At 49.3% G+C, this 24548-nt stretch carries 21 protein-coding genes; all 21 read left to right on the forward strand.

What is annotated here, in order from left to right:
- Nucleotides 1–168 precede the first annotated feature (168 nt).
- The 21 genes from yabP to cysK all read left to right on the forward strand — a co-directional run bounded on the left by yabP (nt 169) and on the right by cysK (nt 24410).
- Nucleotides 169–453, forward strand: coding sequence for a sporulation protein YabP (gene yabP / locus WH37_RS30470; RefSeq protein ID WP_046234426.1), 285 nt, complete (start codon nt 169–171; stop codon nt 451–453).
- An 8-nt stretch (nt 454–461) separates the two neighbouring features.
- On the forward strand, nt 462–1052 hold the full coding sequence (gene yabQ / locus WH37_RS30475) for a spore cortex biosynthesis protein YabQ (RefSeq protein ID WP_052737349.1): 591 nt from the start codon (nt 462–464) through the stop codon (nt 1050–1052).
- A 68-nt stretch (nt 1053–1120) separates the two neighbouring features.
- Nucleotides 1121–1432: an FtsB family cell division protein gene (locus WH37_RS30480; RefSeq protein WP_046234428.1), complete on the forward strand. Its 312-nt coding sequence runs from the start codon at nt 1121–1123 to the stop codon at nt 1430–1432.
- Between the two features lie 103 nt (nt 1433–1535).
- The gene (locus WH37_RS30485) at nt 1536–2084 is read left to right on the forward strand and encodes a S1 domain-containing RNA-binding protein (protein ID WP_046234429.1); all 549 of its coding nucleotides are present in this window, start codon (nt 1536–1538) and stop codon (nt 2082–2084) included.
- 364 nt (nt 2085–2448) lie between these two features.
- A complete protein-coding gene (spoIIE, locus tag WH37_RS30490; RefSeq protein WP_052737347.1) occupies nt 2449–4941 on the forward strand; it encodes a stage II sporulation protein E in 2493 nt (830 codons plus the stop codon).
- Between the two features lie 440 nt (nt 4942–5381).
- Nucleotides 5382–6107 carry a vWA domain-containing protein gene (locus WH37_RS30495; RefSeq protein WP_046234430.1) on the forward strand — a complete coding sequence of 242 codons (726 nt, stop codon included), beginning with the start codon at nt 5382–5384 and terminating at the stop codon, nt 6105–6107.
- Nucleotides 6091–7014 carry a protein kinase domain-containing protein gene (locus WH37_RS30500; protein WP_046234431.1) on the forward strand — a complete coding sequence of 308 codons (924 nt, stop codon included), beginning with the start codon at nt 6091–6093 and terminating at the stop codon, nt 7012–7014. Before WH37_RS30495 ends, WH37_RS30500 begins: the two co-directional genes overlap by 17 nt.
- A 77-nt stretch (nt 7015–7091) precedes the next feature.
- Nucleotides 7092–8522 carry a tRNA lysidine(34) synthetase TilS gene (tilS, locus tag WH37_RS30505; RefSeq protein WP_046234432.1) on the forward strand — a complete coding sequence of 477 codons (1431 nt, stop codon included), beginning with the start codon at nt 7092–7094 and terminating at the stop codon, nt 8520–8522.
- 49 nt (nt 8523–8571) lie between these two features.
- Nucleotides 8572–9111 (forward strand): hypoxanthine phosphoribosyltransferase, encoded by a 540-nt coding sequence (gene hpt / locus WH37_RS30510; protein WP_046234433.1) that lies wholly within the window; start codon nt 8572–8574, stop codon nt 9109–9111.
- Nucleotides 9112–9215: 104 nt separating this feature from the next.
- Nucleotides 9216–11216: an ATP-dependent zinc metalloprotease FtsH gene (gene ftsH / locus WH37_RS30515; RefSeq protein ID WP_046234434.1), complete on the forward strand. Its 2001-nt coding sequence runs from the start codon at nt 9216–9218 to the stop codon at nt 11214–11216.
- Between the two features lie 516 nt (nt 11217–11732).
- A complete protein-coding gene (locus WH37_RS30520) occupies nt 11733–12809 on the forward strand; it encodes a BMP family lipoprotein (protein WP_046234435.1) in 1077 nt (358 codons plus the stop codon).
- 119 nt (nt 12810–12928) lie between these two features.
- The gene (locus WH37_RS30525; RefSeq protein WP_046234436.1) at nt 12929–14476 is read left to right on the forward strand and encodes an ABC transporter ATP-binding protein; all 1548 of its coding nucleotides are present in this window, start codon (nt 12929–12931) and stop codon (nt 14474–14476) included.
- A gap of 5 nt (nt 14477–14481) precedes the next feature.
- Nucleotides 14482–15576 (forward strand): ABC transporter permease, encoded by a 1095-nt coding sequence (locus tag WH37_RS30530; RefSeq protein ID WP_046234437.1) that lies wholly within the window; start codon nt 14482–14484, stop codon nt 15574–15576.
- Nucleotide 15577: 1 nt separating this feature from the next.
- A complete protein-coding gene (locus WH37_RS30535) occupies nt 15578–16540 on the forward strand; it encodes an ABC transporter permease (protein WP_046234438.1) in 963 nt (320 codons plus the stop codon).
- 494 nt (nt 16541–17034) lie between these two features.
- The gene (gene nadA, locus WH37_RS30540; RefSeq protein WP_046234439.1) at nt 17035–17973 is read left to right on the forward strand and encodes a quinolinate synthase NadA; all 939 of its coding nucleotides are present in this window, start codon (nt 17035–17037) and stop codon (nt 17971–17973) included.
- 38 nt (nt 17974–18011) lie between these two features.
- On the forward strand, nt 18012–19628 hold the full coding sequence (nadB, locus tag WH37_RS30545; protein WP_046234440.1) for an L-aspartate oxidase: 1617 nt from the start codon (nt 18012–18014) through the stop codon (nt 19626–19628).
- The gene (nadC, locus tag WH37_RS30550; protein ID WP_046234441.1) at nt 19621–20505 is read left to right on the forward strand and encodes a carboxylating nicotinate-nucleotide diphosphorylase; all 885 of its coding nucleotides are present in this window, start codon (nt 19621–19623) and stop codon (nt 20503–20505) included. The genes nadB and nadC overlap by 8 nt, the downstream gene beginning before the upstream one ends.
- Complete coding sequence (locus WH37_RS30555) at nt 20502–21272, forward strand: type III pantothenate kinase (protein ID WP_046234442.1); 771 nt, start codon at nt 20502–20504, stop codon at nt 21270–21272. The genes nadC and WH37_RS30555 overlap by 4 nt, the downstream gene beginning before the upstream one ends.
- A 3-nt stretch (nt 21273–21275) precedes the next feature.
- Entirely contained in the window at nt 21276–22175 is a 900-nt protein-coding gene (hslO, locus tag WH37_RS30560) for an Hsp33 family molecular chaperone HslO (protein ID WP_046234459.1), read from the forward strand.
- An 18-nt stretch (nt 22176–22193) separates the two neighbouring features.
- Entirely contained in the window at nt 22194–23165 is a 972-nt protein-coding gene (locus WH37_RS30565) for a peptidylprolyl isomerase (protein ID WP_046234443.1), read from the forward strand.
- Between the two features lie 306 nt (nt 23166–23471).
- Complete coding sequence (gene cysK / locus WH37_RS30570) at nt 23472–24410, forward strand: cysteine synthase A (RefSeq protein WP_046234444.1); 939 nt, start codon at nt 23472–23474, stop codon at nt 24408–24410.
- Nucleotides 24411–24548: the final 138 nt, after the last annotated feature.

The raw sequence follows: 24548 nt of genomic DNA on the forward strand, positions 1-24548 counted from the left end.
TTCTGCTGTTTCAAAATCGGAGAATAGGGTATATGTCGGTAGCCGCTTTATTTTCATGAGCCCTTTTCATAGCTTCCATAGGTTTGCCCCTCTGGACAGGTTCTAAAGTTCGTCCCACTCCCATAAGCTTTAGCATAAGCTACGCTTTTGAAGTGGAGGGACGGGTCAATGGTGGATCAGAATAAAGGGCAGAAGCGTCAGGAAGTGAAAATGCTCAATCGAAAGCTTCTGGAGATTACCGGTGTATTAAACGTAGAGAGCTTCGACAGCGAGGAGTTTTTGCTGGAAACGGATCTGGGCTTTCTAACGATTAAAGGGCAGAACCTGCATATTAAACATCTCAGCCTGGAGCAAGGCTTTGTCGCTATAGAGGGGCTCGTTCATTCACTCGCCTATCTGGACGGCAACGCCCCAAGCAAATCCAAGAGCTTGTTTGGTAAATTATTCAAGTGACGCTGACGATGCAATGGTACACGCTCGCAATGATGCTTCTGTCAGGAATCGGCATGGGAGTCGCTTTTGACGGCTATCGTGTGGTGTCGAATGAGCTGCGGTTTCCGCGGTGGTGGCTGCCGGTTCTGGACATTATCTACTGGCTGGCGGCGTCCATTATCGTGTTTCGTGTGCTGTACGCTAGCAACAATGGCGAGGTGCGAGCGTACGTCTTTCTAGGGCTGGCAATAGGTGTAACCAGCTATTACTTTCTTTTTAGCAAGCCGATTATCAAGCTGGTACAGGTCATCATTCGCTCCATTCGCGCACTGATCAGAGGAATTTTCAAAACCGTGGAATTTGTCATTATTAAGCCGATCCTTCTGTTATACAAATTAGGTATTGTGGCACTTGGATTTGGGACTGCTTTCACTATTTTCATTCTAAAAATTATGTTAAAATTGACTCGTCCATTATGGCTATTGCTATGGTGGGTATTAGGACCTATCATACGACCGTTGAACCGCCGATTTATGAAGGTTGCCGATAAGCTTAAGCTTACAGAGCGCTTTAAGGCAGCGGTTGCACGCGTAGTTGTGCTTTGGAGGAAGTTCTTCTAATTTTCATGGCATGGAGCAGATCGAGGGATGGATGCATCTGGTTCTATTTCTTAAGGGGGTACAAGCAATTGGCGACAGCAGCAGCAAACAAATTAACCGTTAATCCCGGCTCCAAACGTCGGATCAAGATGTGGATGATGTTTATTGTCCTCTTCATGGGCTGGGCGGCTTATACCTTCTTTGGACAAATCCAGCAGCAAAACGCTACCGAACTGCGGCTTGCAGCTGTAATGAAACAGAAGGAAAATGCTACAAATCAGGCGCAGCAGCTGCAACAGGAAATTGAGCGGCTTAACGATCCGGAATATATTGCCCAGCTTGCAACCAAAGGTCAAGGCATGGTTAAAGAGGGCGAACAACAGATACAGGTCGTTAAATAGACGCACAAACGGGTGAACGTCTGTTGACCTTCCTTCTTCCGTTCGGTTATAATCACGTTAATAGTACATTAAGCGAAACTTTTAGGGAGGAACATTTTATTTTATGGCAATTGAAGTAGGCGCGAAGTTAGAGGGCAAAGTGACAGGCATTACGCATTTCGGGGCATTTGTTGATTTGTCTGGAGGTGTCACAGGTCTCGTTCACATCTCGGAAATTGCTGATAATTACGTCAAAGACGTGAAAGATCACCTGAAGATCGAAGACGTGGTCAAGGTCAAAGTGATTAACGTTGACAAAGACGGAAAAATTGGACTTTCCATTAAACAGGCAATTGATCGACCAGAAGGCCAACTGCCTCCTGCGCGTGAATCACGTCCAAGCACTCGTCCGAGTGGCGGACCTGGTGGCGGCGGCGGAGAACGCTTTAATCGCGGCGGCGGTGGTGGCGGTCAGGATCGTGGCGACCGTGGAGGACACGGTGGCGGCGGTGGTGGACGTCCATTCAAGCAGCAGGCCGGGAGACCAGCTTACGGAAAACCAACTTTTGAGGATAAAGTGTCGCGCTTCCTGAAAGACAGTGAAGAACGCATTTCCTCCCTGAAGAAGAATACCGAAGGCAAACGCGGTGGACGCGGAGCCAAGCGGGTTTAAGTAAGAGCCATATTTTAATGACAAGAGCAGAGCCTTTATGGTTCTGCTTTTTTTGCGTTTATGTGCCGCCTCCAAGTTTTTTCCTCCCCTACTCTTTCAATACCGACACATTCACCTGTATATTCGCCAAGAAATAGAAGTGCCAATGGACGGTTTTTGTTGAAGCTGTTCGAGGCATTGGCTGCAAAGAGGGTGGCATGAGCCCAGATGGGGCAAGCGATAGTTTGCTTTTGACAAGGACTGCGAGGGCAGTTGATTTTGTCGGAAAAAACTTTTGGGCCGCCTACGTTAAACTGACAAACTTTCTAAGGACGACCTCCTATAATGGGAAACACAATACATTCGGAAATGGTGGTGTCTGCTGGTGAACAAGGAAAGTGTACTTGTATTTCCCAGAGGGAAGAAAGAAGGATGGCTGCAGCCTCGTCTCGGTAAAATCAAGGAGCGCGTTGCTTCGCAGCGGTTTGTTCAGCTGGTGCTGGCGAAAAAATGGACCTTCCTGCTTGTTGCCGTTGGTTTTTTGCTTGGACGAGCCGTCATTCTGGAGTCGCTTATGCCGTTTGCAGCCGCTTATTTTGCCGTCATTTATTTTCTTCGAAAGGATGCGGTTGCATGGGTCGGACTGTCACTGGTGGCAGGGAGCTTCTTCGCGGTTACACCCTCCCCGGTCTGGATTGCGATGGAAATTGCCGCGTTATTCCTCTTGTTCAAGGGGCTCGAAGCCTATGAGAAAGCTGAGCTTGCTTCGGCTCCGCTGCTCGTATTTACCGCCACCTTGCTTGTCCAGTTGTTTCATGTCTTCACCTTGGACACGCTGACCTGGTACAGCATCATGCTGGTCGTAGTGGAGGCGGCGCTCGGATTCGTCCTCACACTCGTGTTCATTCAAGCCATTCCGGTGCTGACCATGTCAAAGAAGACGACGGCGCTGCGCAGCGAGGAAATTATATGCCTGATGATTTTGCTCGCTTCCGTCATGACGGGGGCGGTGGGCTGGGTGATTTACGGCATGTCGGTGGAGCATATTATGTCGCGGTATATGCTGGTGCTGTTCGCGCTTGCTGGAGGGGCGCCGCTTGGAGCATCCGTTGGGGTCATCGCTGGACTCATACTCAGCCTTGCGGACTTTAACGCCATTGTGCAGATGAGCCTGCTGGCGTTTGCGGGACTATTGGCGGGCTTGCTGCGGGATGGAGGGAAGATGGCTGTAGCCTTCGGCATGCTGCTCGGAACGTCCATTCTAGCCGTATATGTAGGCGGTCAAGGCGATGTGATGGCGTCCACTTGGGAATCGGTTACAGCGGCTATTATGCTGATTTTGACGCCGCGCGTCATGATACGAACCATATCCCGCTATGTGCCGGGAACGAATGAGCATGCCAAGTCGCAGCATGAATATGCGAAGCGGGTGCGGGAGGTGACGGCGGAGCGGGTCACGCAATATTCGGAGATGTTCCGGCAGCTGTCGCGAAGCTTCGGACAATTAAACGGCAGTGTCGTGGCGATGAATCGCGAAGACGAGATTACTCATTTTATGAATGAGGTGGCGGCTCGAAGCTGCGCAAGCTGCCACAGGCAAAACGCATGCTGGGGGGATAAATTTTATCAAACCTATAAAGTGATGACCGAGATGATGACGACGGTAGAGCAGGAGCGGGCCCCTGGAGCCAAGGATATGCCGCGAACGTGGACCGCCCATTGCTCGAAGTCGACGCAGGTGATGTCTGTCATGAAGCAGCAGTACGAGCTTTATCAAAATAATATGCACTGGAAGAAGCAAATATTCGACTCCCGTCAGCTGGTGGCCGAGCAATTGACCGGCGTGTCCCAGGTCATGGAGGATTTGGCGAAGGAAATTCGCCGCGAGGGGCAAACGCTGCATTTGCAGGAGGAGCAGATTAGGGAGGCGCTGGAGGGGCTGGGCCTGTCGATTCGAGAAATTGAAGTGATTAATTTGGAGGAGGGCAATGTTGATATTGAGCTGTACCATACATTTAGCAAGGGATATGATGAGTGTCGCAAAATTATTGCGCCGCTGCTTACGGATATTTTAGGTGAGCATATTGCAGTTAAACTTGAGGAGGAACCGGAGAAAAATGGAGAAGCAACACGTGTCTTATTTGGCTCCGCCAAAGTGTTTGAAGTTGAAACGGGCGTTGCTGGTGCGGCCAAAGGGGGCGATCTGCTGTCAGGCGACAGCTTTAGCATGGTGGAGCTTGGCAACGGCAAATTTGCCGTGGCGATTAGCGATGGCATGGGAAATGGAGAGAGGGCGCGCCAGGAAAGCAGCGCAGCGCTGTCGATTTTGCAGCAGCTGCTCAAGTCGGGTATGGACGAGAAGCTCGCGGTCAAATCGGTCAATTCCATCCTGCTGCTGCGTTCGTCAGATGAAGTATTCGCAACCGTGGATCTCGCCATTATCGATCTTTATACCGCCTCAACGATGTTTATGAAAATCGGATCAACGCCGAGCTTTATTAAGCGCGGCAGAGAAGTGATTCCAGTTACGGCGAATAATTTGCCCATCGGCATTTTGCAGGATATTGATGTTGATATGATTTCGATGCAGCTTCAGCCCGGGGATGCGCTCATTATGATGAGCGATGGCATTTATGATGCGCCAGGCCATGCTGTCAATAAGGAGATGTGGATGAAACGAATTATTCATGAGTTGAAAACGGAGGATCCGCAGGAAATGGCGGATGTGCTGCTCGACACTGTTGTGCGTCATCATAAAGGGGAGATTATCGATGATATGACCGTGCTGGTAGCACGTGTGGACAAGCATTTGCCGGAGTGGGCGGCATTCCGCTGGCCGGGGCTGACGCGAATGGAGCGGCCGCGTACGGTAAGCTAGCATACGGGGGAAGATTAAAAAGGTGAAAGGTGAAAGGAGAAAGGAGAGAGAAGGTCGGGACGCTTTACTAGGCTTACCTACTAAACGGAGGTGAAGCGGCTTATTGGCAGCGTAATAAAGATTTTTCTTGGAGGTGATTAACCCAGGCCGGCGTTTGTTCATAGCGTGCTTCAAAGAGGAGCGGCTATGAACGAACGCTGGTTTTTTCTGTGTATAGCCGTTTATCTCTCTTAAAATGGGCAAAACTGATAGAATCAGCTCCTTGTCTCCAAAGCGGGGCGGCGTGCTGATCGGTGGTTGTTTGTGCATTTTATTCGTTTTTTAAAATATAGGAAAGTATATGATATCGCCATACTTTCTCTATATTTCATCGCGAAACGAAAGCTTTGCCGCCAGAGGACGGCAAAGCCGTTTACGCTTGTGAGGGGAGATTGATAGGGATGAAACAAATTTTACTTATAACCGATGGTTGTTCGAATGTAGGGCTAAGTCCGATTGTAGCAGCGGCTCATGCGAAGGCGGAAGGTATAGCGGTCAATGTCGTCGGGGTGCTTGATCACGGAGATGCCGGCGAGTCCGGCAGCATGGAGATTGAGGAGATCGCAAGGGCTGGCGGCGGCATTAGCCGGATGGTTCATACACGCCAGCTGGCGCAGACTGTTCAGATGATGACACGCAAGACGGTCGTACAGACGATTCAGCTAGCTGTGCAAAAGGAGCTTAAGCATGTGCTGGGCAGCGGGGCGATTGAGGATTTGCCGCCGGAGACACGCAGTGAGGTCGTGAGGGTGATGGATGAGCTGGGGGAAAGCTCCAGTTTGCAGGTGGCGCTGCTGATTGATGCCAGCGCGAGCATGAAGCCGAAGCTGATTGCAGTGGAGGAAGCGATTCGCGATTTAATGCTGAGCCTGCAAGCGAGGCAAGGGAAAAGCGAAATAGCTGTATTTCATTTTCCGGGCGGAAGGCATGGAGAAGAGTGCAAAATGGATTTGGGCTGGACCGATAATTTGACGGGAGCGCAGTCGATTTTCCCAAAATTGCAAATGAGCGGCACGACGCCAACCGGTCCCGCGCTGATGCAGGTGATTGATTTTTATCGTCAGGGGGATTATGGTAGGAGGAGCAGAGAAGAAACGGATGGGATGATGAGTGACTACGTCGTTTAGAATCAGTCTCCGCCGTGGCACTGTGGTGACTGGAAAATGGAAGCGCCGTAAGTATCGGGTGGAGCGTCTGCTTGGGGAAGGCGCAAATGGCAAAGTATACTTGGTTCACTCCGACCAGGGCTGGGTTGCGCTTAAGGTAGGCGCTGATGCAGTCGACTTGCAGTCGGAAATCAATGTGCTCCAGACGCTTGCGAAGCAGGGAAGGCGTCAGGCGCCTGCATTTTTGTATGATGTGGATGATCTGCAAGGCTCCGATGGACGGGATTACCCTTTTTATATTATGAAGTATGTGCGCGGAGTGAATTTGTCTGCGTATTTGCTGCAAAACGGCAAGGAATGGTTTCCGCTCGTCAGTCTCAATTTGTTGAATAAACTGGCGGAGCTTCACAGTAAGGGTTGGGTATTTTGTGATTTGAAGATGGAAAATGTGATGGTAGCCGATTATGGGCATGTCGAGCTGGTGGATTACGGCGGGGTGACGGCGGTAGGAAAGAGCATCCGCCAGTTTACTGAAATCTATGATCGTGGCTACTGGAATGCGGGGTCGCGGGCAGCAGATTTGAAATACGACCTATTCTCCTTCGCGGTGCTGTGTATTCAGATGCACGATCCGAAGAGGCTGCATCAGCTCACCTTGACGCTGCTCCCGCAAAACCGTTCTACCGAGGATTTGGAGCAGCTCATTGCGACCAATGCTTCTCTGAAGCCGATTGCAGGCTGGCTCGCGGATGCGCTTGCGGGACGTTTCGCAGATGCTGCTGAAGGCGCGGAGGCGTGGCGCATGCTGATGCATCGAACGAACCGCAAGCAAGCCGCTCCGACTCCTTTTTGGCTCAAAGGGCTGGTTGCGGGTTCGGCGATTATGCTGGCTGTATCGGTTTATTGGCTGCTTCGCATGGGTATGTAATGACATACGATGGTACAGGAAGGTTTCGAAGGATATTTGAAGAAGGCGGCAGCCAGAAGGGAATGAGGGAAGGGGAAATGATAATAGGAATCGATATGCTTCCCGAAGTTCAGAAGCTGGCAGTGGCGGAGCGGCTGTGGAGAGAAGGGGACTGCATAATTGTTGCCGTATCCGGGGGACCGGACTCCATGGCGCTGCTGCATCTCATGAGCCGCCTTAAGGCAAGCGGGGCGCTAAGCGTTGTGGCGGCTCATGTGAATCACGGCTTCCGACCGGAGGAGTCGGCGCTGGAGGCAGAGGTAGTTCAGCGTTATGCGGGGGAGCTTGGGCTGCCCTTTGAGCTTGCAGAACTCGATTTGCCTGCTTATATAGAAGAAACAAAAATGAACGCACAATCGGCGGCGCGCGCGAAACGCTACGCCTATTTGCATGAGGTCGCAGAGCGATGGGGAGCGCAGGCGATTGCCCTTGCCCATCATGCAGATGATCAAGCGGAAACGGTGCTCATGCATTTGATTCGCGGGAGCGGTCTTTCGGGACTTTCTGGCATGTCGCTGCGCAGGCAGGAAAAAAACGTGGAACTCATTCGCCCCCTCATGCGTAAGAACAAAACAGACCTTTTACAATACTGTCGTCATTACGGCATTCCGTATTGCGAGGACAGCAGCAACGAGAAGCGCCATTACTTTCGCAATGTTGTCCGTCTGGATGTTATTCCGCAGTTATCCAGCTTCAATCCGCAGCTGTCCGAATCGCTTGGCCGCCTTGCTGAAGTGGCGGGGGCCGAGGATGAATGGCTGGATAGTCAGACTAAAGCTTTATTCGAAGAATTAGCCTATACGGAGCCAGAGGAATGTTCTGTAAGCTGCAGTCGTTTGGCAGGCCTTCATGTCGCTTTACAAAGGAGATTGATTAAACTAATATTAGATTATCTTTCGAGGGATGCTGATGTGGTCTCCTTCGAGCATATCGAGTCTATGCGGCTTGCCGCAGCGCCCGAAAGTTCAAGCACCTGGCGAATGGATATTGGTAACGGTTTGCGCTGTTTGCGTGAATATGACCATATGCGTTTTGTCAGATTGCCGAAACAGGAGGAAGCGAATACGGACTATGCGCTTGCTGTTGTACCTTTGACCCAGGAATACATAGAGGTAGAGGCGGGCGGCTGGAAGCTCGCGTTTGAGCGGCGGACAGCCGATGATCAGGCCGCTGGAAAACTGGCGGGCCGTCATGAAGCATGCTTCGATATGGAGCAGCTCGCGTTTCCGCTGACTGTGCGAAATCGGCGCCGTGGTGACCGAATTCAGGTTTTAGGATTAAATGGGTCTAAAAAAGTGCAAGATATGTTCGTTGACGAAAAGCTGCCTCCGTCACAGCGTGAACGCTATCCGCTGCTGTTTGATGCAGACGGGCGCCTGCTGTGGATTCCCGGAATCAGACGATCAGGCCATGCGCTTATCATCCCGAGCACGAAGGAACTGTTATTCATTCGGCTGACGAAAGAATAAGAAGCACTGTTACACTCATAAACATAAGTATTGTAGGGGGATTAATCCGTTGTTAAACGACATTCAAGAAGTGCTGTACGATGCAGAACAGATTCAGGCCAAGGTGCGTGAGATGGGCGAAAAGCTCAGTCAGGATTTTGAAGGGCGTGACCCTCTCGTTATTTGTATCCTTAAAGGGGCCATTATTTTCATGTCCGACCTGATCAAGGAAATGACAATTCCGCTGGAGATTGATTTTATGGCGGTGTCGAGCTACGGTCAATCGACCAAGTCCTCAGGTGTGGTCAAGATTATTAAGGATCTTGATGTATCGGTTGAAGGCCGTGATGTACTCATCGTTGAGGACATTATTGACAGCGGCTTGACGCTGAGCTACTTGATTGATGTTTTGGAGCGCCGCAATTCCAAGTCGGTTACGGTAGCTACGCTGTTCGATAAGCCAGCGCGCCGTACGGTGGATCTCGAAGCAGACTATACGGGCTTTACGCTGCCGGATGAATTCGTTGTTGGTTATGGCCTTGATTTTGCTGAGCGATACCGCAACCTGCCGTTCATTGGCGTATTGAAGCCGGAAGTGTACGAGAAGTAATCTGATTGGGCTTAGCCAGTGTGTCTGACCCTCCAAGTGGTTCTATTGTGATGGAAAGTCATGCTATGTTAAAATATGAAAAGCGTCTTGAGAGGAGGTAGGAGATGAATCGGATCATCCGTAACACTGGATTTTATTTGATCATCTTTTTGGTAACCGTCGGGATTATTCAGTTTATCAGCAATCAGAATGATACTACCGTCGAAATACGATATGATCAGCTTCGCGCTGCTATTAATGAGAACAACGTCGCGGAAATGATGATAAAGTACGATGGTCAGTCTTATTATATTTCTGGTAAATACATTAAACAGCCCGAAAACGCGAAGAGCATACAGTTCACATCGCGTGCAGGGATCGATTCAGGCGAGGTATTGCGTGAAGCCGCAGTGAAAAACGGTTTTGAGTTACAGTATAAACCAATGGATACGCCAAGTGTCTGGCTTACGCTCCTTACTTCCATCATTCCGTTTGTGATTATATTCATTCTGTTCTTCTTCTTAATGAATCAAGCGCAAGGCGGCGGCGGTAAAGTCATGAATTTCGGCAAAAGCCGCGCTAAGCTTTACAATGAAGAGAAGAAGCGCATCACTTTCGAGGATGTGGCAGGGGCGGATGAGGAGAAGCAAGAGCTTGTTGAAGTTGTTGACTTCCTCAAAGATCCGCGTAAGTTTAATCTGGTAGGCGCCCGTATTCCTAAGGGTGTTCTGCTCAATGGTCCTCCAGGAACAGGTAAAACATTGCTTGCCCGTGCAGTGGCTGGTGAAGCAGGCGTGCCGTTCTTCAGTATTTCCGGTTCGGATTTCGTGGAAATGTTCGTCGGTGTCGGCGCATCCCGTGTCCGTGATTTGTTCGAAAATGCGAAGAAAAACGCACCTTGTATTATCTTTATCGATGAGATTGACGCCGTTGGTCGTCAACGTGGTGCTGGTCTTGGCGGCGGCCATGATGAGCGTGAGCAAACACTCAACCAATTGCTTGTCGAGATGGACGGCTTCGGAGCGAACGAAGGTATTATTATCGTTGCGGCAACGAACCGCCCTGATATTTTGGACCCTGCCTTGCTGCGTCCGGGACGTTTTGACCGTCAAATTACGGTAGACCGTCCAGATGTGAAAGGCCGTGAAGCGGTGCTTAAAGTTCATTCCCGCAATAAGCCGCTTAACAAGGACGTCAAGCTGGATATTATCGCAAGACGTACAACAGGCTTCTCTGGAGCGGATCTTGAAAACTTGCTGAACGAAGCAGCGTTGCTTGCTGCCCGTCGCAACAAGAAAGATATTGCGATGATCGAGGTTGATGAAGCCATTGACCGCGTTATCGTAGGTACAGAGAAGAAAAGCCGCGTAATCAGCGATCGTGAGAAGCGTATTGTTGCTTTCCATGAAGCTGGACATACGATTATTGGATTTTTCCTGGAGCATGCGGATCTCGTTCATAAAGTGACCATTATTCCTCGTGGTAAAGCTGGCGGTTACGTCATCATGCTGCCTAAGGAAGACCGGATGCTCGTAACGAAGCAGGAGCTGCTGGATAAAGTAACCGGCTTGCTTGGCGGACGTGTAGCTGAGGAATTGTTTATCGGCGAAATCGGCACAGGCGCGTACAGTGACTTTAAACAAGCAACGAGCATCGTTCGTGCGATGATTATGGAATACGGAATGAGCGACAAGCTTGGTCCATTGCAATTCGGAAGCTCGCAAGGACAGGTGTTCCTTGGACGTGATATCGGCCATGAACAAAATTACTCCGATGCGATCGCTTATGAAATTGACCAAGAGATGCAAGCGATTATTGGAGCTTGTTATGAGCGTGCGAAAAAATTGCTCACCGAGAAATCGAAAGAGGTTCACGCCATTGCGGAGACACTTCTGTCTGTAGAGACGCTTGAAATGGATCAAATCAAACGTTTGATCGAAACAGGCTCGCTTGAAATAGCGGAAGGCGAAGCAGAAAATGTTGCTGTTGAACCAACGACTGAACCAATCGTCGACACGATTGGCGATGTTAAGGTTCGTATTCAATCAAGGGAAGCAGGAGAAATGACTCCACCTTCATTGGATAAGCCTGATGATAAGTCGAACGATGAGGAAGAACCGAAATAAACAGGATGAGGGCGTGTTTTAAAACCCGGCATTGCCGGTCGTCGAACAACCGTCCTTTCCAGTTGTTTATGGAGACAGCTATTTTCTCAGTAGTGGCCGAGAAAATAGCTGTCTTTTTTTGAAATAAAAGCATTTATAAGTTACACACTTATAATGGGCTTATATTTCATCGCGAAACGGTAGCTTTGCCGCCAGAGGACGGCTTCAGCCGTTTACGCTTGATTAATTTTACTTTATTAATGTTCGGGTTTAGCCTATAATAATAGAGGTAAAACTTAGCAATTATATGGTTTTGTCGGGTGTGTGTCAGGTTTGAATGGTGTGTTTGGCACAAATGTTAAATAATTGTGAGATATAGGCGTGAACAAAATTTCTGTGTCACATTACATGACGTAAAATTGTTGACGTATATTGATTAGCAATTATAATAAAGAGAATAGCAGCCAAACATAACAACAATAATAAAAGCAGGTAGGTTGCAGTTACAATACATCTATTTAAGGGGAGAAATCGAAGATGAAAAAACGTTTAGGTTTTATGTTGTCTATTGTTCTTATGTTCGCATTAGTATTGTCTGCATGTGGCGGCGGCAGCAAAACCAACAATGGTGCTTCTGGCACGAACGCATCAGCATCGCCTGAGGCGTCTGCGGCACCTGAAGAATCGGCAGCAGCGGGTGCAAAATTGAAAATCGGCATGGTTACAGATGTCGGCGGCGTAAATGACAAATCCTTCAACCAAAGCGCTTGGGAAGGCTTGCAAAAAGTAACTAAAGACACAGGTTCCGAGACGAAATATCTTGAAAGTAAAGGCGACGCTGATATGGAACCGAATCTGCGTGCATTCGTTTCCGAGAAGTATGACATGACTTGGGGCGTAGGCTTCCTTTTTCAAGATGCAATGGGTAAAGTAGCGAAAGATAATCCCGATTCCAAATTCGGCATCATTGACTCCGCTGTTGACGCGCCAAATGTGGTTTCCGTTAACTTTGCGGCTAACGAAGGTTCGTTCCTTGTTGGTGTAGTTGCCGGCTTGACAACAAAGTCTAATAAAATTGGTTTTGTAGGCGGCATGGAAATTCCTAGCGTAACCGTGTTTGAGGCAGGCTTCAATGCAGGTGTGAAGGCGGTAAATCCAGATGCTAAGATTAGTCGTAACTATACAGGCGAATTCGGTAAACCAGACCTAGGTAAAGCTGCAGCAGCTGTAATGTACAATGATGGCGTAGATGTTATTTTCCAAGTTGCTGGCGGTACTGGTAACGGCGTATTTAACGAAGCAACAGCTCGTAAAAAAGCAGGGCAGGATGTATGGGTAATCGGTGTTGATAAGGACCAATCCATCGAGTTCGGCAACGAAGTAACGCTTACTTCCATGCTTAAAGGCGTTGAAGCTGCGATTTACCAAGTTTCTACTGACCTGATTAACGGCAAATGGGAAGGCGGCAAATCGGTTGTTCTTGGTCTGAAAGACGGCGCAGTAGGTCTGCCAGAAAACAATCCTAACATTTCCGAAGATATTATGAAAAAAGTTGAAGAGTACAAACAACAAATTATCAGTGGTTCCCTCGTAGTTCCAACTGAAGTGAAATAATTTTCAATCTATATTTGATGTCGTTTGTTTATTTATTATGTACAGCCGACAAGACCTGCTTTGAGCCGGTCTTGTCCTTTTTTGAGATTGGGAGCTAACAAACCGGGGAGGATAACTGGATGAAACAAAGTGCAGCGGCTGTCACACTTAAAGGGATTACGAAACGCTTTCCCGGTCTTGTAGCCAATGATTCGATTGATTTTGAGCTGAAGAAAGGCGAAATTCATGCATTGCTGGGCGAGAATGGTGCAGGGAAGTCTACGTTGATGAACATTTTATTCGGGTTGTATCAGCCAGACGAAGGGGAAATTTGGGTCAATGGCAATAAAACGGTTATTGAAGGTGCAGGTAAAGCTATTGATCTAGGAATTGGTATGGTACATCAGCACTTCAAGCTGGTACAGCCATTTACAGTGGCTGAAAATATTGTGCTTGGCAATGAGCCTCGTAAATTTGGCACATTCGTCAATTATAAGCAAGCAAATGATAAAGTCCGTTCCATCTCGGAGCGTTATGCATTGAAAGTAGATCCGCAGGTGCGGATTAAAGATATTACGGTGGGCATGCAGCAGCGTGTGGAAATTTTGAAAACATTGTACCGTGGCGCTGAAATTTTAATTTTTGATGAGCCAACTGCGGTGCTTACCGTACAAGAGATCGAAGAGCTGATTGGTATTTTGCGCAATTTAGCTGCAGAGGGCAAGTCCATTATTTTGATTACTCATAAGCTCAAAGAGGTTATGGCGCTTGCAGATTCGGTTACGGTTATTCGCCGGGGCAAGGTTGTGCGTACCGTTACGACGAAAGAAACGAATGAGCAGCAGCTTGCTGAGCTTATGGTTGGCCGTGACGTTAATTTCCAGGCGGTGAAGACAAAGAAAGAGCCCGGCGAGCTTATCGTTTCCGTTGACAACCTTACGATGAAGGGCGAAGAGAACAAGCTCGTTCTAAATGGTGTAGCCTTTGATATCCGTGCAGGCGAAATTTTGGGTATTGCTGGCGTTGATGGCAATGGACAAAGTGAGCTGGTACAGGCCATTACAGGCATGCGTAAAGCATCAGGCGGCTCTGTAAAGCTTCATGGTAAGGAAATGATCAATAAAACGCCGCGCCAAATGTCCGTTGCAGGAGTCAGCCACATTCCAGAGGATCGTCACAAGCATGGAATGGTGCTCGATTTCACGCTCAGCGAAAATATGGTACTAGATACGTATTTTGATCCGCAGTTCGGCAAAAATGGCTTTATCGATTATAAGGCGATAGACACACTTGCGAATCAATTAGTTACGGAGTTTGATGTACGTTCATCAGGCATTCAAGCGAAGGCCCGCTCCTTGTCAGGCGGTAATCAACAGAAGGCTATAATTGCCCGTGAGCTATGGAAAAATCCTTCTTTGCTCATTGCTGTGCAACCGACACGTGGTCTGGATATAGGCGCGATCGAATATGTGCATAAGCGGCTGATTGAAGCGCGAGATGCAGGTAAAGCAATTTTGCTTGTATCGTTTGAATTGGATGAGCTGTACGCGTTGTCTGACCGCATTGCAGTGATGTATGAAGGTAAAATAATGGGCTATGCCGATGCTGATCAGCGTGATGATAAACAGCTGGGTCTAATGATGGCAGGCAATTCGGCAGCGAAACAGCCGACCAAAGGTGGGAGATAGCGACCATGGATAAAGTCAAAGGAATTGCTGACAAAACATTCAATAAAACATCTTTCCTCGTCCCCTTGGTGGCTATCATTTTGGGTCTGTTATGCGGAGCTATAGCTATGCTGGCAGGCGGATTTGATCCTATTCTGGCTTACCAATCGCTGCTTAAAAAGCTATTTGGCAGTCCTTACGATATGGGCGAGGCCATTCGTGCGATCACCCCACTGCTGTTTACAGGTACTGCGGTTGCTTTTGCTTTCCGTACGGGCTTGTTTAATATCGGAGTAGAGGGCCAGTTCATGATGGGTATGACTGGGGCAACGGTTATAGGGATCACGCTTGACCTTCCCTGGTATCTGCATGCGCCGCTAGCTATTATTGTTGGGGCGTTGTGCGGCGGCTTATGGGCTGCGTTGACCGGCTATTTGAAGGCTGTCCGCGGCGTTAACGAAGTTATCTCTTCCATTATGTTGAACTGGGTTGCGCTTTATTTATCCAATTACATTATCCGCGCGTTTTTTGTGGCAAAAGGGCAGCAAAAATCGGATCCGATTCAAGAATCGGCACTCGTATCGATTGGCTGGTTATCTGATGCGATGGATCATGCCCGTATGCATTGGGGTACCGTCATTGCCTTGCTGGGTATTGGCGTATTTTATATTATACTTTGGAGAACAAAGCAAGGTTATGAGCTTAGAGCAGTGGGACAAAGCCCTGATGCAGCGTTGTACGCAGGGATTAATGTCAATCGTACCATTGTAAAGTCGATGTTTATTAGCGGCTTGTTTGCGGGGCTAGCGGGCGTATTCGAGACGCTGGGCGTATTTGGCTATCAGACGATGCTAGCAGCGCCATGGGGTTACGGTTTTGATGGCATTGCGGTTGCATTGCTTGGCGGTAATACTCCAATTGGTGTATTGTTAGGCGCTATACTGTTCGGGGGGCTTAGCTATGGCTCTGCGGGTATGAGCTTCGGAGCGGGCGTGCCACCAGAGCTTGTTCGTATCGTTATTGGCTCGATCATTTTCTTTATTGCCTCGCATGGCATTGTAAAGTTTTTCATAAAACCATTCCTTGGACGACGTGCGGACAAGCGTAAGGAGGCGATCTAATATGAATGCACTGGAAATATTGGGTCAGCTGATTAACGTTACACTTGTATTTTCCACGGCGCTTATTTTCACCGGCCTCGGCGGTCTATTCTCCGAGCGCTCTGGCGTTATTAATATCGGTCTGGAAGGTTTGATGGTGTCAGGCGCATTCGCGGCGGCTGTCATTACCGACTATGCGATTCAAGCTGGTTATGAGGAATCAGCTCCATGGATTGGATTAGTGGGGGCATCGATATTCGGTGTGTTATTTGCCCTTCTGCATGCCGTATCGACTATCACGTTTAAAGCGGATCAGACGATTGTCGGTGTCGTTATTAATATTTTGGCGGCGGGCATCGCCATTTATTTGACGAAAAGCTTGTATGAAGGTTCGGGGCAGACAACAACGCTAACCCATGTATTCAATAAATGGGAAATCCCTTATTTATCTGATATTCCGTTTTTTGGAGAAGCGTTCTTTAAAGCCTATCCGACGACCTATGTTGTTATTTTGCTTGTCATTATCAGCTATATTGTGCTGTACAAAACGCATTTCGGCTTGCGCCTTCGCGCTGTGGGTGAATACCCAAGCTCGGCCGATACGGTAGGCATCAGCGTAACGAAATACCGTTATATCGGCGTGCTGCTCAGCGGCGCACTCGCAGGGCTTGGCGGTGCGACGATTACGTTAACGACGACGAGCAATTTTGCTCATAATACGATTTCGGGCCAAGGCTTTATCGCCATCGCAGCTGTTATTTTTGGAAAATGGAATCCGCTTGGCGTTGCGGGAGCCGCTATTTTCTTCGGCTTCGCGCAAGCGATTCGCAACTTTGCCCAGCTGTTCGAATGGTCGCAGCAAATTCCGACCGAGTTTTTCTACATGCTGCCATACGTATTGACGTTGGTTGTACTCGTTGGTGCAGTAGGACGTTCTGCCGCTCCAGGCTCGCTTGGCGAACCATACGATCCGGCAAAGCGTTAACTGGATCACAAACCTCCAAACTTCCCATGGATATCACTTAAGTGTTGATCATTCTGTGGGAAGTTTTTTTGAAAATATAAGCATTTATAAGTATGCTCTTGAATATTGGCTTCTATTTCTCTGTGAAACGGGAATTGCCTCCAAGGGATGGCAACACCGTTTTCGCTAGGTTAGTCACAGAAAATCCACGATTGTGGATAACTTGTTGATAACTATGTGCGCAAATGCTGCATTTATACACAATTGTCGCCAATGATGGAAAGTTTAACTGCGGCAGGTGCTATTTTCAAAGGGAATTCACACTTTTGTCATAAACGCATTGACAGCATGATCTGCCTGGAGTAAATTAAACCTTATCAAATGAATTTACCGTAAAGGTTAAATGAAAGGCGAACGACTTTTTAGGTTTGTGCATCAATTCACAAAGTCGTTAGTAGCCATATCTGGAATGGGCAATCAGCTTGCCCTTCCCTCATAAGAGGAGAGGATTAACTGTGGAAGCACTGGCACTGGAACGCAAGGCGGAGCAGAACCGCGAACTGCGGGAACGGCTAATGCAATTGAAGAAAGAGCGCAACGCCATCATTCTTGCTCATTATTATCAGCGTGATGAAATTCAGGAGGTTGCGGATTTCCGCGGCGATTCGTTTTTGCTAGCTCAAAAAGCAGCGCAGACGGATGCGGATGTCATCGTATTTTGCGGCGTGCATTTTATGGGTGAGAGCGCAAAAATTTTGGCTCCGAACAAAACGGTCATTATTCCGGACGAGCGTGCAGGCTGCCCGATGGCAGATATGGTCAATGTTGACGGTCTTCGCAAGCTCAAGGCTCAGCATCCTAATGCGACCGTGGTAACGTATATTAACTCTTCCGCTGAAATTAAAGCAGAGACTGACATTTGCTGTACATCGGCGAATGCAGTTAACGTTGTGAACTCTGTTGAAGGACAAGACGTCATTTGGGTGCCGGACAAGAACCTTGGTCATTACGTGCAGCAGAAAACCGATAAGAATATGATTATCTGGGAAGGCTACTGCAACACTCATGACATGTTGACGGTGAAGGATGTAGAGGAAATGAAGGCGAAACACCCGAATGCGCAGTTTGTTGTGCATCCTGAGTGCCGCCCTGAAGTTGTGGAGCTGGGCGATTTTGTCGGCAGCACGACAGCGATTATTAAATATTGCAAGGAATCGGATTGCAAGGAGTTCATCGTCGGTACGGAGGATGGCACTGGTTATCAGCTGAGGCTGGACAGCCCGGACAAAACATTCCTTTTTGCATCTAAATATCTGGTTTGCCCGAACATGAAGGTTAATAACCTGAAAAAGCTGGTTAAATGCCTCGAAACGATGCAGCCGCAAATCTATGTACCGCCGCATGTGGCGGATCAAGCACGCTTGTCCCTTGAGCGCATGTTACTCGTGAAATAGGAGCAGCATGCGCTACTCCTATGCCTGGAGGCGCAGAAATGATTCCCAAATACCTTGTAGACATCAAGTTAGACGAACTGCCGGTAATCGAGAAGGATGTTATTGTGATTGGGGCCGGCATTGCCGGTCTTTTTACCGCACTTCGGGCTAGTGATCGGCATTCGGTGCTGATGATTACGAAGAAGTCGCTGCTCGACAGCAACACCCGCTATGCGCAGGGCGGCATTGCCGCGGTCATATCGGAGGATGATTCACCAGCCTACCACCGGGAGGACACGCTGATTGCGGGAGCTGGCTTGTGCTCGGAGGATGCGGTCAATGTGCTCGTGCATGAGGGGCCGGAAGGTGTAAATCAGCTCATTGAAATGGGCACGCAGTTCGATTTGGAAAATGGCGAGTTTGCGCTGACGAAGGAAGGCGCTCACAGCCAGCGCCGTATTTTGCATGCGAATGGAGACGCGACGGGCTACGAAATAGTACGAGCCTTATCGGAGAAAGCGTTATCTAAGCCAGGCATTGAGGTATGGGACGACCATTTTGTCATCGATTTGGTGACCAATGATGGAGAATGCGTTGGCGCTCTGGTCCAAAAGCCGGACGGCTCTCGTCTGCTTGTGCGCGGCAAGGCGACCATTCTATGCTCTGGCGGCGCAGGCCAGCTCTATCGTTACACAACGAATCCTGAGGTAGCCACAGGCGATGGGATCGCAATGGCTTACCGCGCAGGAGCTTTTATACAGGATGTAGAGTTTGTCCAGTTCCATCCTACCTCCTTATGCTACCCAGGGGCGCCACGGTTTCTGATTTCAGAGGCAGTGCGCGGCGAAGGGGCCGTGCTTCGCAATACGCGAGGCGAGCGTTTTATGGAGCGTTATCATCATCAACTGGAGCTGGCGCCGCGTGATGTGGTGGCCCGCGCTATTATTAGCGAGATGGAAGCAACAAAATCAACATTTGTTTATTTGGATGTGACGCATGAGTCGCCGGATATGGTGAAGCATCGTTTTCCGAATATTTATGAATTTTGCTTGCGCTACGGTTTGGATTTGACGACGGATTGGATTCCGGTGGCACCTGCTGCACATTATATGATGGGTGGCGTTAAAACCGATCTCGATGGAGAAACCAATATTAAAAGGTTGTTCGCCTGCGGCGAGGTTTCTTCGACAGGCGTTCATGGAGCCAATCGCTTAGCCAGCAATTCACTTTCGGAAGCGGTTGTTTTCGGCAAGCGTATTGTCGAGGCGATTGATAAACTTGCAGAGCATGCAGAGATTCAGCCTATAATAGAGAGTAGCGTACCGCGCAGCAGCGTGCCAATTCAGGCAGTGGTGGAGCGGAGATTGAAGCTGCAAAAGATTATGGTCAGGTACGCGGGCTTGCAGCGTGATGCCAAGGGTCTGGAGAAGGGGCTGGAGGAGCTGCGGCGCCAGCTGCCGATTTTCCAAGCGATGCTGACCAAGCGGGAAGAGTTTGAGTTTGCCAATATGCTGACATGCGCCCTGCTGACGGCGGAATCCGCTTTGCAGCGGGAGGAGAGCCGCGGCGCACATTACCGTGAGGACTTCCCGGAGCGCAATGATCAAGCTTGGCGCAAGCATACCGTAATGCACCGTGTATACGGGAGGACAGAGGAGCGGTTAACCAATGTTTGAGACAACGCTGGATGGCTATAATGAAGCACTGCGCGCGCAAATACGCGGCTGGCTCGCTGAAGATATCGGAAGCGGCGATGTAACGACCGCTATGACTATTCCTCGTGGGGCGCAGGCGAAGGCCGTCATTCATGTGAAGGAAAATGGGCGGATTGCCGGTATTCCGATCGCGCGCCTTGTGTTTGAAATCGTTGATAGAGCGCTGGTCTTCACGGCGAAGGTTGAGGATGGGCAGTATGTAGAAAAGGGCACTGTACTCGCCGAAGTAGAGGGCAGCATTCATAGCCTGCTGACAGGGGAGCGCCTGGCGCTTAATTTAATGCAGCGGATGTCGGGCGTTGCGACGAAAACAAGTGAATTTGTAGCGGCGCTGCAAGGCTTGCCGGTTCGACTGGTCGATACGCGCAAAACGACGCCGGGTCATCGCCTGCTTGAAAAATACGCCGTTCGTATAGGCGGCGGCTCGAATCACCGCTTTGGCTTGTATGATGCCGTTATGATCAAGGATAATCATATTAAGGGCGCAGGCGGTATTCGAGAAGCAGTGGAAGCAGCGCGAGCGGGTATTCCCCACACGATGAAGATCGAAGTGGAGACGGAGTCTTTGGAGCAAGTAGATGAGGCGATTGCATGCGGCGCTGATATTATTATGCTCGACAATATGCCGCAAGAGATGATGAAAGCGGCTGTAAAGCAAATCAAGCAGCGCGCACCACATGTCATTGTTGAAGCTTCCGGCAATGTGCGGCTTGATACGATACACGGCATAGCCGCTTGTGGTGTTGATGTCATTTCGGTAGGAGGCCTTACCTACTCCTTCCAATCGCTCGATATTAGTCTCGACCTGAATGCCAAGAAGGGAGGGGCAATGTCTTGATTCTCGTCATTGACGTCGGCAATACGAATATGGTGCTGGGCATTTATCAAGGCAAGGAGCTGCTCCATCACTGGAGGCTCAGCACGAATCGTTCCGCTACAGTTGATGAATATGGCATCAACTTTCATCATTTGTTTCATTTTGCCGGCATGCGTCTGGAGCAGATGGAAGGCGTCATTATTTCATCCGTTGTACCGCCGCTCATGCGGACGCTGGAGCAGCTGTGCATGAAGTATTTGCGCAAGACGCCGTTTATCGTCGGTCCAGGCGTGAAGACCGGGCTCAATATCCGGTATGAAAATCCCCGTGAGGTCGGCGCTGACCGCATCGTGAATTCGGTGGCGGGCATCGTCAAATATGGCAGCCCGCTTATTGTCGTCGACTTCGGAACCGCAACGACGTTTGATTACATTGATGCCGCTGGCAGTTATTTGGGCGGCGCTATTGTGCCGGGCATTGCAATCTCGACAGAGGCGCTTTATCAGCGGGCGGCAAAGCTGCCGCGCATTGAGCTGGTGAAGCCGCCAAGTGTAATCGGCCGCAATCCGGTCACATCCATGCAGGCGGGTATTATATACGGCTATGCTGGACAAGTGGACGGCATCGTGCGCAGAATCCGCAAAGAGTTTAAAGTATCGCCGCGTGTCATCGCGACGGGCGGCTTGGCTGAGTTAATTAGCTCAGAATCGGAAACGATAGATGAAGTTGATCCGCTTCTGACGCTGGAAGGCTTGCGTATTATATATGAACGGAATCAGGAGGGATAGATGATGGAGCAAAGGAAAGATTTTTTGGTGCGCGGCACGGCATGGGAAGGCAAAATTCGTGTTTTCGCTGCCCGTACGACGCAATTGGTCGATGAGCTGCAGCGCCGGCACGGTACATTGCCGACAGCAACAGCGGCGCTTGGCAGAACGGCGACAGCCGGAGCTATTATGGGCGCGATGCTGAAAGGCGAGGAGAAGCTGACGATTCAAGTAAAAGGCGAAGGGCCGATAGGACAAATTGTCGTTGATGCGAATGCTCATGGAGATGTGAGGGGTTATACGGATAATCCGCTCGTTCTGCTTCCAAGCAACGCGCAGGGCAAGCTTGATGTTGCAGGTGCGGTAGGCCATAGCGGTTATATTCATATCACAAAGGATCTTGGCTTGAAAGAGCCTTACCGCGGCAGCGTCCCGATTGTTTCAGGCGAGCTAGGCGAAGACTTCACCTATTATTTTGCTGTATCGGAGCAGACGCCTTCCGCTGTTGGGCTTGGTGTGCTGGTCGATGAAGACGGTCGCGTCATCCATGCAGGCGGCTTTATCGTACAGCTGATGCCAGGACTTACGGATGCGGAAATTACAAAGCTGGAGAAAGCGCTCAGTGCGATGCCTCCTGTCACTGCGCTGCTCGATCAAGGCGAAACACCGGAAGGGCTGCTCAAGTGGGTCGTCGGCGATGATGTAGTGATTCATGAGTCGCTAGATTTGCGTTTTCAATGCAAATGCTCGCGTGAGCGGGTGGAACAAACCCTGATCAGCATGGGTGAATCGGAATTGCAGCAAACGATTGAAGATGAAGGAAAAGCAGAGGTCGTCTGTCACTTCTGTAATGAAGCGTATCAGTTTAACCGCATTGAGCTGGAGCAATTGCTGGAACAAGCCAAACCGAAGCCAATCCATTAATATGGAGGCTACCGGGCAATGAATAAAATCGGTGTAGTCAGGACGATCGTCGTCATTCAGGCGTTGTGCATGATCGTGCTCAGTGTAGTTGTTGTAGTGAGATTGTCGCCGTTTTCTGAAAGCTTGCCGGAGCATGAGCCGGATTCGGGAACGCGTACGGAAACGGGCAATGAGGTCGTACCGGGCAGCTCGGAAAATGATAAAATCGTCGCCATTATCGGCGGCTACAGCATCAGGGAAAGCGAACTGATGAATAGGCTCAGCGAGCAATATGGCGAAGCTACCCTAAAGCTGATGATGATTCACAGCGCCATTGACCAAGAGGCTGCCTCCCAGCAGCTTGAGGTGACCGCTCAGGAACAGCAGAGAGCTGTTGAGGAGCAGGCAGAAGGGTATGAAAGCGAAGAGGATTTTTACCGCGTCATGGATCAGCAGCTTGGCATGTCCAAGGAAGAAGTTTTGAAAGATACGAAGTACAGGCTGTTGACTGAAAAAATAGCAATCCAGAAAGTGGATGTGCCGGACGCTGAGGTTGAACGCTACATTGCGGATCATGAGGAGCAGTACGGCGACAAGCTGCAATATCGCTTATCTTGGATTGTGACGGCTAATATCGAAGAGGCGAACCGCGTGCTGGACAAGCTCTCACAAGGAGCAGACTTCGCGCAAACAGCGTCTGAGTACTCGATAGATGCTTTTACGGCAGAAGCTGGCGGTGATCTGGGCCTAATTGATGCCAATGATCCGTTTCATGAGCTGGCGATTCTTTCAGCGGCAAGCAAGCTGGGCACGGGAGAGATCGCTGGCCCGATAGCGATTGCCGAAGGTTATGCCATTATTCGCTTGATGGAGCGTCACACAACGGATAAGCCAAAAGGCCAGCAGCTTTATGAGCTGGTTCGCAAAGAGTTGGCATTATCACAAGCGCCTCCGCTCAGCCAGATTGAGCAGCAGTTATTGGACAAATATGACGCTGTCACTTTTCCGTAAATATAAGAAATTTTAGGTTTGTTTATAAGCTTCCATTATATTGGAGCATCATATAGCCGCTTTCGCCAGCCGAACAGAAAATGGGCGAACAATCCGTCTTTTTCAAAATATAAGCATTTATAAGGCTTCTACTTATATCCGGCTTATATTTCAACAGAAACGAGGCTTTGCCGGTCAGGGATGGCGTTAGCCAGCCGTTTACGCTTGAAGGAAATGAAGGTATTGACAACGAATACAACTCATTGATAAGATGGAATTAGATTAAAAACCAACTGAATTAGTCGGAATAAGGAGGAAGTATGACACATGGCAAAAATCGTGCAAAGCATTACTGATCTAATTGGTGATACACCGCTAGTTCGCTTGAATCGTCTTGTTCCTGAGGACAGCGCTGAAATTTATGTGAAGCTTGAATATCAAAATCCAGGTGCGAGCGTAAAAGACCGTATCGCAATCAGCATGATCGAGGTAGCTGAGCAGGAAGGCATCATTAAGCCAGGCGATACAATTGTTGAGCCTACGAGCGGCAACACAGGTATCGGCCTTGCATTGGTAGCAGCAGCTAAAGGCTATAAAGCCATCCTCGTTATGCCTGAGACGATGAGTATTGAGCGCCGCAACCTGCTTCGTGCTTATGGCGCAGAAGTGGTTCTGACGCCGGGTTCGGAAGGCATGAACGGAGCTGTTCGCAAAGCCGAGGAGCTGGCGAAGGAAAACCCGTCCTATTTTATCCCGCAGCAGTTCAACAACCAAGCCAATGTAAAAATCCACCGCGAGACAACTGGCCCAGAAATCGTTGAGGCAATCAACTCCCTAGACGGCAAGCTGGATGCATTCGTAGCGGGTATTGGTACTGGCGGTACGATTACGGGTACTGGCGAAGTGCTGAAAAAGAACTTCAAAGATATTAAAATTTACGCGGTTGAGCCAGCGGCATCCCCACTGCTTTCGGGCGGACAGCCTGGCCCTCACAAAATCCAAGGGATTGGCGCTAACTTTGTGCCGACGATTTTGGATCGCGAAATTTATGATGAAGTCATTACCGTTGAAAATGATGATGCATTCGACTACGCACGCCGTGCTGCGAAAGAAGAAGGCATTTTGTGCGGAATTTCCTCCGGTGCTGCGATCTATGCTGCTTTGAAAGTAGCGAAGGAACTTGGCAAAGGCAAGCGCGTAATCGCGGTTGTTCCAAGTAACGGTGAGCGTTACCTCAGTACGCCGCTGTTCAACTTCGAGAACTAACATTTATGTCCAAGCGGGGCCGTGCCTTAAGTAGGATCGGTGTACCGTTTGACTGGCCTTCCATTCATTTGAGTGGAGGGCTTTTTTCAATTATAAGAATTTATAAGTTTCACCCTTATAAACGGCTTATAATTCACC

It is taken from the genome of Paenibacillus algorifonticola, assembly GCF_000971975.1.
GTDB classification, from domain to species: domain Bacteria; phylum Bacillota; class Bacilli; order Paenibacillales; family Paenibacillaceae; genus Pristimantibacillus; species Pristimantibacillus algorifonticola.